The organism is Streptomyces sp. CB09001 (assembly GCF_003369795.1).
In the GTDB taxonomy this organism is placed as follows: Bacteria; Actinomycetota; Actinomycetes; order Streptomycetales; family Streptomycetaceae; genus Streptomyces.
In genome coordinates this window covers 3,816,488-3,832,500 of sequence record NZ_CP026730.1, presented here as the reverse complement: position 1 = coordinate 3,832,500, position 16,013 = coordinate 3,816,488, and the positions used below count along the sequence as shown (strand labels likewise).

The 16,013-nt window shown below is 74.2% G+C and carries 9 protein-coding genes (1 of these 9 cut by a window edge); 4 read left to right on the top strand and 5 right to left on the bottom strand.

Annotation, left to right across the window (positions count from 1 at the left end; all coding sequences use genetic code 11):
- Positions 1-187 carry the start of a MarR family transcriptional regulator gene (locus tag C4J65_RS17730; protein ID WP_115743280.1) on the bottom strand. The gene continues 362 nt to the left of window position 1, outside the view, so 187 of the gene's 549 nt are visible here — the first part of the coding sequence; its start codon is at positions 185-187; its stop codon lies beyond the left edge, outside the window.
- Between the two features lie 145 nt (positions 188-332).
- Between C4J65_RS17730 and C4J65_RS17725 the strand changes: the two genes are divergently transcribed.
- Positions 333-1,610, top strand: a complete 1,278-nt coding sequence (locus tag C4J65_RS17725; protein WP_115743279.1) for an MFS transporter — start codon at positions 333-335, stop codon at positions 1,608-1,610.
- A gap of 54 nt (positions 1,611-1,664) precedes the next feature.
- On the opposite strand, the gene C4J65_RS17720 is transcribed toward C4J65_RS17725, so the two are convergent.
- Both C4J65_RS17720 and C4J65_RS17715 read right to left on the bottom strand, forming a co-directional pair.
- Positions 1,665-3,323, bottom strand: a complete 1,659-nt coding sequence (locus C4J65_RS17720) for a SpoIIE family protein phosphatase (protein ID WP_115743278.1) — start codon at positions 3,321-3,323, stop codon at positions 1,665-1,667.
- Positions 3,324-3,505: 182 nt separating this feature from the next.
- A complete protein-coding gene (locus tag C4J65_RS17715; protein WP_115743277.1) occupies positions 3,506-4,885 on the bottom strand; it encodes an NAD(P)/FAD-dependent oxidoreductase in 1,380 nt (459 codons plus the stop codon).
- Between the two features lie 372 nt (positions 4,886-5,257).
- On the opposite strand from C4J65_RS17715, the gene C4J65_RS17710 reads away from it, so the two are divergent.
- Both C4J65_RS17710 and C4J65_RS17705 read left to right on the top strand, forming a co-directional pair.
- Positions 5,258-6,178, top strand: a complete 921-nt coding sequence (locus C4J65_RS17710) for a helix-turn-helix domain-containing protein (protein ID WP_115743276.1) — start codon at positions 5,258-5,260, stop codon at positions 6,176-6,178.
- Between the two features lie 180 nt (positions 6,179-6,358).
- Entirely contained in the window at positions 6,359-8,431 is a 2,073-nt protein-coding gene (locus tag C4J65_RS17705; RefSeq protein ID WP_115743275.1) for a sigma-70 family RNA polymerase sigma factor, read from the top strand.
- Here the strand turns inward: C4J65_RS17705 and C4J65_RS17700 are convergent.
- Both C4J65_RS17700 and C4J65_RS17695 read right to left on the bottom strand, forming a co-directional pair.
- Entirely contained in the window at positions 8,418-11,711 is a 3,294-nt protein-coding gene (locus C4J65_RS17700) for a BTAD domain-containing putative transcriptional regulator (RefSeq protein WP_162833226.1), read from the bottom strand. The two genes, C4J65_RS17705 and C4J65_RS17700, sit on opposite strands and share 14 nt — an antisense overlap.
- 41 nt (positions 11,712-11,752) lie before the next feature.
- Complete coding sequence (locus C4J65_RS17695; RefSeq protein ID WP_115743273.1) at positions 11,753-13,879, bottom strand: asparagine synthase-related protein; 2,127 nt, start codon at positions 13,877-13,879, stop codon at positions 11,753-11,755.
- Positions 13,880-14,590: 711 nt separating this feature from the next.
- On the opposite strand from C4J65_RS17695, the gene C4J65_RS17690 reads away from it, so the two are divergent.
- Positions 14,591-16,012: an MFS transporter gene (locus C4J65_RS17690; protein ID WP_115743272.1), complete on the top strand. Its 1,422-nt coding sequence runs from the start codon at positions 14,591-14,593 to the stop codon at positions 16,010-16,012.
- Position 16,013 lies beyond the last annotated feature (1 nt).

The following is a 16,013-nucleotide window of genomic DNA, read 5'->3' as shown; positions in this document are numbered from 1 at the left end:
CCCAGTCCGTGTTGCTGATGCCCAGCTCGGCGGTCTGGCGGCCGTACGCGACGTTCATACGGCGGTTGAGGCGGGAGAGCGCCGAGACGATCTTCTCAACCTGCGGGTCGAGGTCCTGGAACTCGCGCTGGTAGGCGGCGATCTGCTCTTCGAGTGTCGGCTCGCCGGCGCCGGGGGTGTCGCCCATGACCGCAGTATGGCACGCGACTCCTTTGCTTTGAAGTCCTTCGGTATGTACTCTTTACCTTCGAACTTTAGCTTCTAAGTCTTCAGCTCTAACGGCTGGAGCGGACGATCCGAGAGATCAAGAGAGGGTGAACGTGACCAGGGCAATGGGCGCGGCGATGCGCCGGATCCACGTGGGCAACGCACTCAGCGCGTTCGGACTCGGCTTCACGGTCCCCTACCTGTACGTCTATGTGGCGCAGGTACGGGGACTGGGTTCTGTCACGGCGGGCCTCGTGCTCGCCGTCTTCGCCGTGGCCGCGCTGATCGTGCTGCCGTTCGCCGGGCGGGCCATCGTCCGCCGGGGTCCGCTGCCGGTGCTGCTGCTCGCCCTGGTCACCGCCGCGATCGGTGCGCTGAGCCTCGGGCTGTCGGCCTCGGCCGGCACGGTGCTGTTGTCCGCCGCCGCGCTGGGAGCCGGGCAGGCCGTGATGCAGCCGGCGCTGGCGACGATGATCGTGGACTGCTCGACGACGGAGACCCGGTCGCGCGCGTTCGCGATGCAGTTCTTCCTGCAGAACCTGGGGCTCGGCGTCGGCGGGCTCATCGGCGGTCACCTGGTCGACACCACGAGCGCGTCGTCCTTCACGCTGCTGTTCGCGATCGAGGCGGCGATGTTCCTGGTGCTGGTCGCCGTCATGGCGACGGTGCGGGCGCCGCGCGCACCGCGGATCGGGGAGGCGCCGGGACAGCCCGGCGGCGGAAGCTGGAAGCAGCTCCTCGGCAATCGGGCCATGGTGCAGCTGTGCGTGCTGGGCTTCGTGCTGTTCTTCGCCTGCTACGGGCAGTTCGAGTCGGGGCTGAGCGCGTACGGCGTCGAGGCGGCCGGGATCTCCACGTCCGCGCTGGGGACCGCGCTGGCTGCGAACACGCTGGTGATCGTGGTCGCGCAGTTCGCGGTGCTGAAGTTCGTGGAACGGCGCAAGCGCTCCCGGGTGATCGCGTCCGTGGGGCTGATCTGGGCCGTGGCGTGGGCCGTGGCCGGGTATGCGGGGCTGGGGCACGGCAGCCAGACGATGGCCACGGCCGCGTTCATCTCGACGTACGCGCTGTTCGGGCTGGGTGAGGCGATGCTGTCGCCGACGCTGGCGCCGCTGGTGGCCGATCTGGCGCCGACCGGTCTCGCCGGGCAGTACAACTCCGCCTTCGCCCTGGTGAAGCAGCTCGCGCTGGCGATCGGTCCGGCGGTCGGCGGGCCCCTCGGGGCCTCGCTGCACGCGCCGTACATCGTGGCGTTCCTGTTGTTCTCGCTGGGGATCACGGTGCTGGCGGTGCGGCTGGGGCGGCAGCTCACCGACGTACAGAATCAGCCGTCGCTGGCCAGGAGCCGGGTGGTCACACAGGGCGGGGCGCCGGCCGACGCCGTGGTGGTCGCGGAGGCGTGAGCGGGGGCCGGCGGGTCGCGGCTGGGCGGGGTCCGCTCCCGCTCCGCCGTCGGCTCAGGGCTTCTGCAGGACGAACTCGCACCAGACCGCCTTGCCGCCGCCCGGGGTGCGCCTGGACCCCCAGTTGGAGGCGATCGTCGCGACGATGGCGATGCCCCGGCCGGACTCGTCCCCCGGCTCCGCGCGGCGGCGGCGGGGCAGGTGGTCGTCGCCGTCGGTCACCTCGATGATCAGGCGGCGGTCGGTACGGCGCAGCCGCAGTCGCATCGGCGGGGTGCCGTGCTGGAGGGAGTTGGCGACCAGTTCGCTGGTGGCCAGGACGCCGAGGTCGTGCAGCTCGGTGGGGAAGCGCCAGCTGGTGAGGACGCCGGAGGCGAAGGCACGCGCGCGTGGGGCCGCTTCCACCCCGCCGAGCAGTTCCAGGGCGGCGTTGCGGAACAGCTCGGCCTCGGCGCCCTTGCGGGCGGGGTGCTGGAGGACCAGGACGGCGACGTCGTCGTCGTGGTCCGGGGTGACGCCCGCTGAGCGGACCAGCCGGTCGCAGACCACCTGGGGCGTGCCGGTGGCGCCGGACAGGGCGCGCTCCAGTGCGGCGATGCCCTCGTCGAGGTCCTCGTCGCGGCGCTCGACCAGGCCGTCGGTGTAGAGGACGGCCGTGGAGCCTGGGGGCAGGGCGATCGAGCCGGACGTGTGGATCCAGCCGCCGGTGCCCAGCGGCGGGCCGGTGGGTTCGTCGGCGCGCTGGACGGTGCCGTCCTCGTCGCGGACCAGGATGGGGAGGTGGCCGGCGGACGCGTAGACGAGCCGGCCCTCGTTCGGGTCGTGGATGGCGTAGACGCAGGTGGCGATCTGGTTGGCGTCGATCTCGGCGGCGAGGCCGTCGAGGAGCTGGAGCACCTCGTGCGGGGGCAGGTCGAGGCGGGCGTAGGCCCGGACCGCCGTGCGGAGCTGGCCCATGACGGCCGCCGCGCGGACGCCTCGGCCCATGACGTCGCCGATGACCAGGGCGGTGCGGCCGCCGCCCAGGGTGATCACGTCGTACCAGTCGCCGCCGACCGCGGCCTCGGTGCCGCCGGGGTGGTAGGTGGCGGCGACGCGCAGGTCGTCGGGCTCCTCCAGCTCCTGCGGGAGCAGGGAGCGCTGGAGGGTGACGGCGGTCTCGCGCTGGCTGCGTTCGCTCGCCCGGAGCCGGCCGGCGGCTTCGGCGTGGTCGGTGACGTCGGTCGCGAAGACGAGCACTCCGCGGCCGTCGCCGTTGTGCCCCGCGGTGACCGGGGTGCAGGTGAAGGTGTACGAGCGGCCGTCCGGGGCCTTGCGGGACTTGAGGGTGCGGGGCCTGCCGCTGCGCTGGACCTGGTCCAGGAGCGGGAAGAGGCCCGGCTCGTCCAGCTCGGGGAGGGCCTCGCGGGCGCGGGCGCCGAGGTCGCGGATGCCGAAGGCGGCGACGTAGGCGTCGTTGACGTAGGCGAGGCGGTGCTCGGGGCCGTGCAGGAGGGCGACGAGGGCCGGGACGCGGCCGAGGACGTCGCGGACCGGCAGTTCGTCAACGCTGGGGAGGTCGGCGGCGAGCGGCGCCTCGTCGGTCAGCTGTTCGGCGCGGGCGGCGGGTACGGAGCCGTCCGCCCGCCGGTCCGGGGAGAGGGCCGTGTCGGTCCGCGCGGCGGCGCGGCGCTGTGTTCCGGGGAGTCGGGCGCTCCAGCGCGTGAAGTTCACGAATCCTTGCCTCGTGTAGTTGTCGGCGGCCGGGGACCGGGACGGGCCGGGGCGGCCCGGGCCCCGGGGGCCGCGCTGGGGCGAGCGGCGACGCGCCCGCGGTGGTGGACCAGTCTGGCAGGGTGCCCGCCTGGCCGACATCCGTCAGACGCCCCAGTGGCCGGGGGAGTTCCTGGGTCCGGTCAGGACGACCCCTTCGGGTTGTGCGGGGGCTCCTGAGAAGGCTTTCCACCGGCCGCGAGTTCGAACTCCGCCCGCGGATGTTCGAGTGACCCCAGGGAGACGATCTCCCGTTTGAAGAGCCCGGCGATCACCCATTCGGCCAGTACGCGCGCCTTGCGGTTGACGGTGGGGACGCGGCTGAGGTGGTAGGCGCGGTGCATGAACCACGCGGGGTAGCCCTTGAGCTTGCGCCCGTAGACGTGTGCGACGCCCTTGTGGAAGCCGAGGGAGGCGACGGAGCCCGCGTGCCGGTGCGCGTACGTGTCGAGGGGCTCGCCGCGCAGGGCATGGGCGACGTTGTCGCCGAGGATCCTGGCCTGGCGGACGGCGTGCTGGGCGTTGGGCGCGCAGTTCCGGCCCGGTTCCGCCGCGGTGACGTCGGGGACGGCGGCGGCGTCTCCGGCCGCCCACGCGTGCGGGGCGCCGTCGACCGACAGGTGGGCGGTGCAGGCGAGCCGGCCGCGGTCGTCCAGGGGCAGGTCGGTGGCGGCGAGGACGGGGTGCGGCTTGACGCCGGCCGTCCAGACGACCGTCCGGGTAGGGAAGCGGGAGCCGTCGCTGAGTACGGCGACGCGGTCGGCGCAGGACTCGAGGCGGGTGTCCAGGCGTACGTCGATGTTGCGGCGGCGCAGTTCGGTGACCGTGTAGCGGCCCAGTTCCTCGCCGACCTCGGGCAGGATGCGGCCCGAGGCTTCGACGAGGATCCACTTCATGTCCTCGGGGGTCACGTTGTGGTAGTACCGCGCGGCGTAGCGGGCCATGTCCTCCAGCTCGCCGAGCGCCTCCACGCCCGCGTAGCCGCCGCCGACGAAGACGAAGGTGAGCGCGGCGTCGCGGATGGCGGGGTCGCGGGTGGAGGAGGCGATGTCCATCTGTTCGAGGACGTGGTTGCGCAGGCCGATGGCCTCCTCGACGGTCTTGAAACCGACGCCGTGGTCGGCGAGTCCGGGCACGGGCAGGGTGCGCGAGACGGAGCCGGGGGCGAGGACGAGTTCGTCGTAGGTCAGCCGGCGTGCGCCCGTCTCCTCCTCGTCGGTGGCGAGGGTGGTGATGGTGGCGGTGCGGGTCGTGTGGTCGATGGACCGGGCCTCGCCGACGACGACGTCGCACTGGCCGAGGACGCGGCGCAGGGGCACGACGACGTGCCGGGGGGAGATGGAACCGGCCGCCGCCTCGGGGAGGAACGGCTGATAGGTCATGTAGGCGTCGGGGGTGACGACCGTGATCTCGGCCTCGCCCCGCCGCAGTTCGCCCTTGAGATTCCGTTGCAGCCGCAGGGCCGTGTACATCCCGACGTAGCCACCGCCGACAACGAGAATGCGCGCACGTTCCTTCACCATCCCATGACGCACCCGGCGCTTGCGTTTGTCCACAGGCTCGTCAATTTGTGTGACCGGAGATCGTCGAGGCGCCCGGCCCCGGGAATCGACGTCACACGACATGATCACGCAGGTCAGCATGGGTGAGTGCGGGTTCGCAGGGCGGCACATTCGGGGCATGTGTGATCCGTGCTCCGATCGGGGGGCGCTCCGTGCGGAACGTGCCCCTTCTGAATTGACCCCCGCTCAACTATGTTCTTTCCCACGGTGTGCAGGGGGATGTGCTCATGGGGTCCGCGACGGGCGGGCCGCGCAACCGGGCCCGTTCCACGCACTCCGGCTTTCGATGGCGGGGAGTCTCCGGGGGGAGACGTCATTACCGGGGGATTGTCTATGCATGTTCAGGATTCTCATTGGTCGTCCACGTCGGCCGTCGCGCCCGGCGGTGCGATGAGTACGGCGGCGGGCGGCGCACGCGGCGACGCGGCACGGAGCGCGCCCTTGCGCGTGGACGCCCAGCGCAATCTGGAGCACGTGCTGCGCGCGGCGCGGGAGGTGTTCGGCGAGCTGGGGTACGGCGCGCCGATGGAGGACGTGGCGCGGCGCGCCCGGGTCGGTGTCGGCACGGTGTACCGGCGTTTCCCGAGCAAGGACGTGCTGGTGCGTCGGATAGCCGAGGAGGAGACGGCGCGGCTGACCGACCAGGCCCGCACGGCGCTCGGGCAGGAGGACGAGCCGTGGTCGGCGCTGTCCCGCTTCCTGCGGACGTCGGTTGCCTCGGGCGCCGGCCGGCTGCTGCCGCCGCAGGTGCTGCGGGTCGGGGTGCCGGACGACGCCGACACCGACGGTGGCCTGGGTGGTTCCGGTGGTGCGGCCGCCGGTGATCCGCGGGTGCCGCAGCAGCGGATACAGCCGGGCACCGGCGAGCTGCGGCTGGTGCCCGAGGAGTCCGCCGCCGCCAGGGCGTCGGCCGTCGGCGGAGGTTCCGTCGCGGACGCCGCGGGCCCTGTCCCAGCCTCTGCCACAGGTCCTGCGGCAGCTTCTGTCACGGGCTCTGCCTCGGGCTCTGTCACGGGCTCTGTCATGGGTTCCGTGGCGAGCGACGACGGGGCCGCGGCACTGCTGGAGGTCGTGGGCCGGCTCGTGGAGCGGGCGCGGACGGCGGGTGAGCTGCGGCCGGACGTGTCGGTGTCGGACGTACTGCTGGTCATAGCCACGGCGGCGCCCTCGCTGCCGGACCCGGTCCAGCAGGCGGCGGCCTCGGCCCGGCTGCTGGACATCCTGCTGGAGGGGCTGCGGTCGCGGCCGGTGTAAGACGGCGGCGCCGTCGGGAGCCCGTTTCTCCTTCCCCGAACGGCTGAGCGTCATTACCGCGGCACGTGAAGTCCCCACAGACGAGTGACGGTCGGCACAGGGGGGTCCTGAACAAAAGCCAATATGGCACGCTGACCCGGTGTTCGGACTGGCTGGGCAGGTTGGCGGGGGCTTTCCGCGATGAGCGTTGACGGGCGGGACGGGTCACTCGGTGACGGCGAGAGCGGTCCCGGTGAGGTCGAGACCGGCGAGAGCCGGATCGGCCGCACCGGGGACGGTGGCGCCCGGGCGGGCGACTCGCCTCAGGTGCCGGGCCAGGGCGGTCCGCCCCATGCCGGGCGGGACGCCGCTCCCGTGGAGGACGGCGGCCGAGGTCCCTCCCGGGACGGCGACCGCGAGGGTGCCGCCGAGGACGAGCGCCGTGCGGGGGCCGGGGTTCCGGCCCAGCGCGAGCTGCACGAGGACAGCGTCCTGCCGCCGCCGCGCGACCTGTACGACGACGGCATCCTGCCGCCGCCGCGCGAGTTTCCGGCGTCCGACGCCGAGCTGATCGGGCGGATGCGCTCGGGCGACGACACGGCCTACGAGGAGTTGTACCGGCGCCACGCGGACGCGGTACGCCGGTATGCGCGCACCTGCTGCCGCGACGCCCACACCGCGGACGACCTCACCGCCGAGGTGTTCGCCCGCATGCTCCAGGCGGTGCGCGGCGGTTCGGGACCCGAGCACGCCGTACGCGCCTACCTGCTCACCGCGGTCCGGCGCGTCGCCGCCGGCTGGACCCGGTCGGCCGGGCGGGAGCAACTCGTCGAGGACTTCGCGGTGTTCGCCACGCAGGCCGCGCACACCGCGAAGGTGCCGGACGACGACACCCTGGAGCTGGGCGCCGACGTCCGCGCCATGCACGAGGCCGAGCAGTCGATGGCCATGCGGGCGTTCCGGTCGCTGCCGGAGCGGTGGCAGGCCGTGCTGTGGCACACCGAGGTGGAGGACGAGTCGCCGAGCGAGGTGGCCATGCTCTTCGGGCTGGACGCCAACGGCACCCGTGTGCTGGCCAGCCGCGCCCGCGAGGGGCTCAAGCAGGCCTATCTCCAGGCCCACGTCAGCGATGCCCTCGCCACCGACGAGGAGTGCGCCCGCTACGCCGACCAGCTCGGCACGTACGCGCGCGGCAGGCTGCGCATCCGGGCCGAACGCGGGCTGCGCAAACACCTGGAGGAGTGCGCCAGGTGCCGGCTGGCCGCGACCCAGATCAAGGAGGTCGCGAGCGGCATTCCCGCCGTGGTGCCCGTCGCGGTCATCGGCTGGTTCGGTGTCGCCGGATACGCGAAGGCGGCCGGCCTCATCGCCGGGGGCGCGGGCGCCGGTGCGGCGGGAGCCGCGGGCGCGGCGGCCGCGGCGAGCGGCGGCGCGTCCGGCGGAGCGGGCGCCGGTGCCGGGGCGGCGGCCTCCGAGGGACTGGGCGCGCCGGTGAAGGCCGGTATCGCGGCCGGTGTGGTCGCGGTGGCCGCCGCGGCGGCGCTGGCCCTGGCCCTGATCGGCGACGACACCCCGGGCAAGGAGCCGCCGAAGGCCGCCCCGCCCGCATCCTCACCGGTGGCGCAGCCCGCCCCGGACACCCCCGCGCCCTCGACCCGACCGCCCCGCCCGCCCGAACCGGTGGCAGCCCCCAAGCCGGCCCCCACCCCGACCCCGACCCCGACCCCGACCCCGAAGCCCACCCCGAAACCGAAACCGACCCCCACCCCGACTCCCCCGCCGAAGCCGAAGCCGACCCCCACCCCGACACCTCCCCCGCCGCCCCCGCCGCCGCCCGCTCCGACCGTCTACCAGTGGAGCGAGCTGGCGTACGACGTGAGCGGCGACGGCACCGGCCCCGAGATGCGGCTGACCGGAAGCAGCTGGGTGTGGCAGCGCTCCGCCCTGTCGATCGACGACGTGTCGTACGCCCACGGCGTCACCGTCAACGGCGGCTCCTCGGTCACCATCGACCTCAACCGCGACTGCTCGTCCTACGACGCGCTGGCCGGCGTCGACGACCTGACGATGAAGCTGGGCAAGGTCCACTTCTCGGTGTACGCGGACGACGTCCGGCTGTGGAACTCGGGGATGGTCAAGGGCGGGGACCCCGCCGTACCCGTCCATGTGGACATCTCGGGACGGGAGACGCTGCGGCTGGTGACCGAGCCGCACAGCCCCTTCGACTCGTTGGCGCTCGCGGACTGGGCCCAGTCCCGCTTCACCTGCGCGTAGGAGCCTGCGGAACCGGCCGCCGCACCGCCGTCTCCAGCTCGCCGACGACGTCCCGGGGCGTGAGGCAGGCGCCCGCGGCCACTTCGGCGGCGTACCGCTCCGGGCCGAGGACACCGCGGGCGGCGGCCTCGGCCCGCTCGGCGTGTGCCCGGTCCGGCATGGGGCGCGGGCGGTCGCCGCGCCAGTGCCCGGCTGCACCGAGCAGCCGTACCGCACGGGCCTGGTCACCGATGTCGCTCAGCAGCCCCGCCGCGCTGTCCACCAGGGTCGCGAGGACCAGCTCGGCGCACCGTTCCTCGACGGCCGTCCGAAGGGTGTCCACCAGCAGCGGCAAGGCTGCCCCCGGCCCCGACTCGCCCGCCGTCACGAGCGCGTCCACCAGCCCCAGCATGGCGAGGAACTGCGGCGGCGGCGTGCCGCGCAGGCACTCCTCGCGGGCCGCCTCCCACAGGACGCGGGCCCGCGCGAACTCCTCGTCCACCACCGCGAGCCCGGCCCGCAGCATCAGAACGAAGGCCTTGGAGTCCACCACGCCGTACCGGTCGGCCGCCGCGCCGGCCTCGTCGAGTACGCCGAGCGCCGTGCCGTGGTCCCCCTCGCGGTAGGCGATCTCGGCGAGCCGGGCGATGAGGAACGGTGCCTCCGCGAAGGCCCCCACCTCCTCGGCGAGCCGCAGCGCCTCCGCGTACTCGGCCCTGGCCTCCTCGTAGCGGCCGCGCACCATGGCGGCCTCGCCGAAGGCGCTGCACACCTGGGCCTCCACCAAGCGGTCGCCGACGCGTCGGCTGAGCACACGCATCTCCGCCAGATCGTCGTCGATACCTGCGGGGGAGCCCGAGATGTCGACCACCGCATGCGTACGGAACATGAGACTGGCGGCGATCTCCCACTCGCCCCCATGGGCACGGCAGTTGGCGACGGAGGCGTCCATGGATCCCTGGACGTCGCCGGAGTCGCTGACGAAGAACTCGGTCAGCGGCCAGACGAGACCGGGCACCCGGGCCGCTTCGGGACCGCCCGCCGCGAAGTGGTCCCGCACCCGCCGGACGTACCGCCGCATGCGCTCGTCGAACAGTCCCTCCCTCGGCGCGGTCTCGAAGGTGAGGAGGATGTGCATCATCCGCACCTGCATGCGCAAGGAGTGCAGCGGGTGCGTCGGGCCACCCTCGCTCCCGGCGAGGAGCGCGCCGACGGGGTCGGCGGTGGCGAGCACGTCCGCCGTCGGCACCTGGCCACCCCCCGCATCCAGGGCGGCTCCGAGGCGCAGCACCCGGTCCAGCCATCTGACGCCTTCATGCCGGTAGTTGCGCAGCCACCAGAACCAGCCCATGGCGAGCGCGAGGGCCGCGGCCTCCGGCTCGTCGCCCGCGCCGAGGGAGCGGTCGAGGGCCGCGCGGATGTTGTCGTGCTCGGTCTCCAGGCGGGTGATGTACGGCAGTTGTCCGGCCGAGCGCAGCAGCGGGTCGGCTTCCTGGGCCAGGGCGCGGGCCCACGCGCGGTGGGCGCGTTCGGCGGCGTCGCGCAGCCCGGGCGTCTCGGCGGCGCGTTCCTCCGCGTACTCGTGAATGGTCTCCAGCAGGCGATAGCGCATGGCGGCACCGTCGGCGCCCGGGTCGGCGACGACGAGGGACTTGTCGACGAGGGCCCCGAGGAGGTCCGCAGCGGGCCCGGTGCCCACGGCCTCCGCGGCCGCCAGGTCCCAGCCGCCCGCGAAGACCGACAGTTCACGCAGCAACGTGCGTTCCGCCTCGTCGAGGAGGTCCCAGGACCAGTCGACGACCGCGCGCAGCGTCTGCTGGCGGGGCAGGACGGTACGGCTGCCCGAGGTGAGCAGGCGGAAGCGGTCGTCGAGCCGGTCGGCGATCTCCCGTGGGGTGAGCAGCCGCAGCCGCGCGGCCGCCAGCTCGATGGCCAGCGGCAGTCCGTCCAGACGCCGGCAGATCTCAGCGACCGCCTCCTCGTCCCGCAGGACCGCGTCCGCGTCGGGACGCACGGCGCCGGCGCGCGCGGTGAACAGGCGTTGCGCCTGCTCGGGGGTGAGCGGCTCGACCGGTCGCACCGACTCGCCGGGCACGCCCAGGGGTTCCCGGCTGGTGGCGAGGACGGTGAGGCCCGGGCAGCGGGTCAGCAGGGTTTCGGCGAGCCGGGCCGCAGCGCCGATGACGTGTTCGCAGTTGTCGAGGACCAGGAGTTGGCTGCGTGGGGCGCAGTACTCGACGAGCAGGGCGACGGGGTCGGTCTGCACGGCCGGCCGGTCGCCGGTCAGCAGCACGGTCTCGCGCAGCCCGAGGGCGTTGACGACGGCGCCGGGCACCGCGTCCGGCCGGTCGAGCGGAGCGAGCTCGACCAGCCACGCCTGCTCGAGCCCGGCGGCGGCCTCCTCGGCGAGACGGGTCTTCCCGGATCCGCCGGGCCCGGTGAGGGTGACGAGTCGGGCCCCGTGCAGTTCGGAACGGATGGCGTCGATTTCCAGTTCCCGTCCCACGAAGGTGGTCAGCCGAGGCCTGATGTTGCCCTTGCGGCCGTCGGACGGAGCCCGCTCGGGTGCCGGGGCGAGCCGCTCCGCGCTCCGGGCGCCGAGCAGTTCGGCGTGCAGGGCGCGCAGCCGGGGACCGGGTTCGGTGCCCAGGCCGTCGGCGAGGGTGCGGCGGGCGCTCTCGTAGGCGGCCAGCGCGTCGGCGTCGCGGCCGGAGGCGCGCAGGGCGGCGATGAGGAGGGCGTGCAGCGGTTCGTCGTACGGGTGCGCGGTGGTCAGTTCGCGCAGCCGCGGTACGGCGTCGTGGGCGTCACCGAGACGCAGACCGGCCTCGATACGGGCGCGGGTCGCCTCCAGGCGCAGGGCGTCGGGGCCGGCGGCGTGACCGGGGAGATCGGCCAGGGCGGGGCCGCGCCAGAGGGCGAGCGCCTCGTCCAGGTGCCGGGCGGCGGTCGCGGCATCGCCGTGTTCGAGGGCGGTGGTGCCCTGCCGTACGAGGCGCTCGAAGACGAACAGGTCCACGTCGTCGCGGGTCGCCACGAGCCGGTATCCGCCGGGGGCGGAGGCGACGGCCTCTTTGCCGACGGTACGGCGGAGGCGGCCGACCAGCGCCTGGAGGGCGGCGGGGGCGTCCTGCGGGGGGTCGTCCTCCGCCCAGACCTCGTCGATCAGCGTGGTGGGCGTGACGACGTCGCCGGGGCGCAGGGCGAGGGCGGTGAGCAGCGCGCGTAGGCGGGGACCGCCGGGGTTTACGACGGTGCCGTGGTCCTCCGTCTGGGTGACGCCCAGGATTCTGTACCGCACGGAGTCATTGTCGCCGCACCGGTGTGGTGCGGGCACCCACCTCAGACCCGCCGCACGACCGCCCCGGCCCCGCCCAGCGCCCCCCGCTGCGGCGCGATGCCCGCGGGTACCGCGCGTTGGCGGGCCGGGGTGCCGGTCCAGCAGGTGCCGCGGCGGGCCAGGAGGCGGCCGAGCCACAGCTCCAGGGAGACGAGGTCGGCCAGCCCGTCCAGCGGCAGCGGTTCACCCGCGGCCGCCGCCCGCACCGCCTTGCGCACGACCCGCGCCTCCACCAGACCGGCCTCCGCGAGCAGCGGCCGGTCGAAGAGCCCGAGCAGGGAGTCCGCGGCGACCCGCAGCCCCGTCCGCGCCGTGGAGGCCGCCAGCGCCTGCGTGGGCGCCCCCCACCCGCTCGGCAGCTCGCTCACCCCCGCCCCCTCCAGCACCGTCCGCAGGATCGCCGCCCGCGCCCCCGGCTGCACCCGCAGCGCCTCCGGCAGAGCCCGGCAGGCCCGTACGACCTGGTTGTCCAGGAACGGCGTGTGCAGCCGCTGGAAGCGGATCTCCGCGGCCTGCTCCAGCACCCGCACCTCGGCCGCCTGCCGCGCCAGCGCCGCCCGCGCCCGGAAGTCCCCCGGACGCTGCCCGGGACCCACCCCCGACCGCTGCGAGGACGTCTGCAGGCGAACCGATACTTCAGCCAGCGCCTCTCCGGTCAGCCACCGCGCCGCCGGCCCCGGCCCGGCCCAGGTCAGCGCGGCCAGGGAGGCGTCCATCGCCCCGTCGCCCGGCGTGTCGAACCGTCTGCGCAGCAACCGCTCGGCGAGCACCTCCAGCCCACTCCGGTACGGCGTGCGCGCCAGCCGCCGCGCCGCGCCGTACACGCGCGCGGGGACCAGCACCGACCCGTCGGCCTTGGCCAGTGCGGCGACCGGCCGGACCAGATGGCGCCGCTTGCGGTCCATGAGCAGGTCGGCGAGGCGCGCCGGATGCGCGTCGAGCACCTGCCGCGCCCCGTACCCGGTGAAGTGGTCCGCACTGCCCGCCGCCAGCCGCGCCCGGTGCCGTGCGGCGGAGACCAGGGAAGAGGCCGGTTCGTCGGTCAGCGGCCCGTCCAGCGCGGCGTACGGCAGCATGTCCTCGCCCCCGGTGACGACCACGTGGTGCAGCCGCGGGTTGGCCGCGAGCGCCCCCGCCCGCGCCAGCTCGGGCTCCTGCCCGCCGACGGCGAGGTCGTTGAAGGTGACGGCCAGCAGCCGCTCCCCCGCTCCGGTCCCGTGTCCGAGCACGGTCCCCGGCATCCCCGGCAGCCCGGCCGCCAGCAGCGCCAGCGTGCCCGAGGCCGGCCCGCCGGACAGGTCGGCCCCGATGCCCGGCACCGGCATCCCGCGGGCCGCCCGCCGCTCCGCGGGCCCCATGCCCGGGACGGGCCCGGGGTCGATGCCGTCCCCGGGGACGTGCCGCGGCGCGGCGAGCCGGGTGCGCACCGCGTCCACCAGGGCGTCCCGCACGCCGTCCACCGCACGGTCGGGGTCGGCCGAGGGCGCCGCGACGGCGAGCGAGGCCACCGGTTCGTACCCGGCGATCTCCCGCGCCCCGGCACGCAGAATCAGCGCGTGCCCCGGCGGAACACGCTTCACGCCGTCGTACGGGGTGGAGTCGTCCAGCGCGGCCGGCACGTCGGGCGTGGCGAGCAGCGCGGCGAGGTGGCCGAAGTCGAGGTTGGCCTCGACGAGGTCGGCCAGCGGCAGCGCGGCGGTCGCGTAGGCGGTGCCGGAGGCCCAAGGGGTGTGGAAAACCGGCCGCGCGCCCGCGAGGTCGCCGCAGACGGTGATCCGCCGCCCCACCTGGACGACGGCCGTGTAGCTGCCGGGCCACGCCGTCAGATGCCGAAGCGCGCCCCCGCGCGCGGCGAACAGCGCGACCCGCAGCTGCTCGTCGCTCGCCCCGCAGATGCCGAGCACGGCGATCCGGGTCTGCGCGTCGGCGGCGACGACGCGCACCTCGTCGGGCCGCCAGTCGCCGACCGCCCACAGCGGATCGGGGTCGCCCCACAACGGCTGGGCGCCCACGGGCTGCACGGTCTCACCGTCGTAGCCGGTGGCCCCGGCGGAGCCGCCCGCTCCGGCGATCCCCGCTGCTGCTCCCACTCCCACGGCGGCGCTGCTCCACCCCACCAACCACCGCATCGACGCCTCCACAGGCTGGGGACAACCAGTGCACGGTACGAACTGGTTCCCCATGCTGCCATGAAGGGCGCGCCACAGAGCGTCGGCGGAGCCGCGTGTGCTCCGCGAGTGCGCCCCGCGGAGACTCACGCGAGAACGCCGGGACATCGCCGCGGGACCGTCAACTCCCGTTCCCCCACGGCGAAGACGACGCGAATGCGCCCCCGCAACGCGCCCTTTGGCTCCCCAACGCGCCCTCAACTCCCATGGTGAGGGCGGTTGTACCCCGAAATCACCAACGGTGATTTTCAGCCAAATCGGCGCCACGCGGCCACACTCGAACACGCTCCGTACAAACTCTGCGCACCGCCCGTCAGCGCACCGGCGGCGCGCAGTCCGGGGGACGGGACTCGCCCCCCGGACCGGTCCGCCGCCCGCGGGGATGTAGGCGGCGGCGTCCCCCAGCCCACTGGATCCAGTACAGCGGGCCGACCCACGCACCGCCATGGAATCGCTCCCGCCGTGGCCGGAGAAGAGCGCACGCACGGGCGCACGGCCACACATCGGGAGCACGCGGCAACAGACCGTACATACACCGCACTTGAGTACGGACCACAATCCCGCCATCCGGAACAATGCCTCTTAACGCCTGGGATGCGGCGAACTACGCTGGGTTTACGAATGCCGCGTGGTTATGCCAGCGCGGCAGCCGTCTGTGTCGAGGGGTGGCGCATGTCCAGGGAGCAACGCGGGCCGAACGAAAAGCTCGGCGCCGTTCTCGCCCTCGCGGGAATCAGCAACGCAGGACTCGCCCGGCGCGTCAACGACCTCGGCGCCCAACGCGGGTTGACACTTCGCTACGACAAGACGTCGGTGGCGCGCTGGGTGTCGAAGGGCATGGTGCCGCAGGGTGCGGCGCCGCACCTCATCGCCGCCGCCATAGGCCAGAAGCTCGGCCGACCGGTGCCGCTCCACGAGATCGGCCTGGCGGACGCGGATCCCGCCCCCGAGGTGGGCCTCGCCTTCCCGCGGGACGTCGGCCAGGCGGTCAGGTCCGCCACCGAGCTGTACCGTCTCGACCTCGCCGGCCGCCGCACCGGCGGCGGCATCTGGCAGTCGCTCGCCGGTTCGTTCGCGGTGAGCGCGTACGCGACGCCCGCCTCCCGGTGGCTGATAACCCCGGCCGACAGCTCGGTGGCGCGCGAGGTGAGCCCGGCCGAGGGCTCCGGCGCACCGCTCAAAGTCGGCCACAGTGATGTGCAGAAGCTGCGCGAGGCCGCCGAGGACGCCCGCCGCTGGGACTCCAAGTACGGCGGCGGCGACTGGCGTTCCTCGATGGTCCCCGAGTGCTTACGCGTCGAGGCGGCCCCGCTCCTCCTCGGCTCCTACTCCGACGAGGTCGGCCGCGCCCTGTTCGGCGCCTCGGCCGAACTGACCCGGCTGGCCGGCTGGATGGCCTTCGACACCGGCCAGCAGGAGGCGGCCCAGCGCTACTACATCCAGGCCCTGCGCCTGGCCCGCGCGGCGGCGGACGTCCCGCTCGGCGGTTACGTCCTCGCCTCGATGTCCCTCCAGGCGACCTACCGCGGCTTCGGCGACGAGGGCGTGGACCTCGCCCAGGCCGCCCTGGAGCGCAACCGCGGCCTGGCCACGGCCCGCACCATGAGCTTCTTCCGCCTGGTCGAGGCCCGCGCCCACGCGCGCGCGGGCGACGCGGTGGCGGCCGGCGCCGCCCTGAAGGCCGCCGAGAGCTGGCTGGAGCGCGCCCGTCCCGGCGACAGCGATCCGACGTGGCTGGGTTTCTACTCCTACGACCGGTTCGCCGCCGACGCGGCCGAGTGCTACCGCGACCTGAAGGCACCACGCCAGGTCCGCCGGTTCACCGAGCAGGCGCTGTCGCAACCGACGGAGGAGTTCGTACGCTCGCACGGTCTCAGACTCGTCGTCTCGGCGGTGGCCGAGCTGGAGTCCGGCAATCTGGACGCCGCCTGCGAGCAGGGCGTGCGGGCGGTGGAGGTGGCCGGGCGCATCTCCTCGGCCCGTACCACCGAGTACGTGAAGGACCTCCTGCACCGTCTGGAGCCGTACGGCGACGAGCCGCGCGTGGTGGAGCTGCGCGAGCGCGCCCGCCCGCTGCTGGTGACTCCGGCCTGAT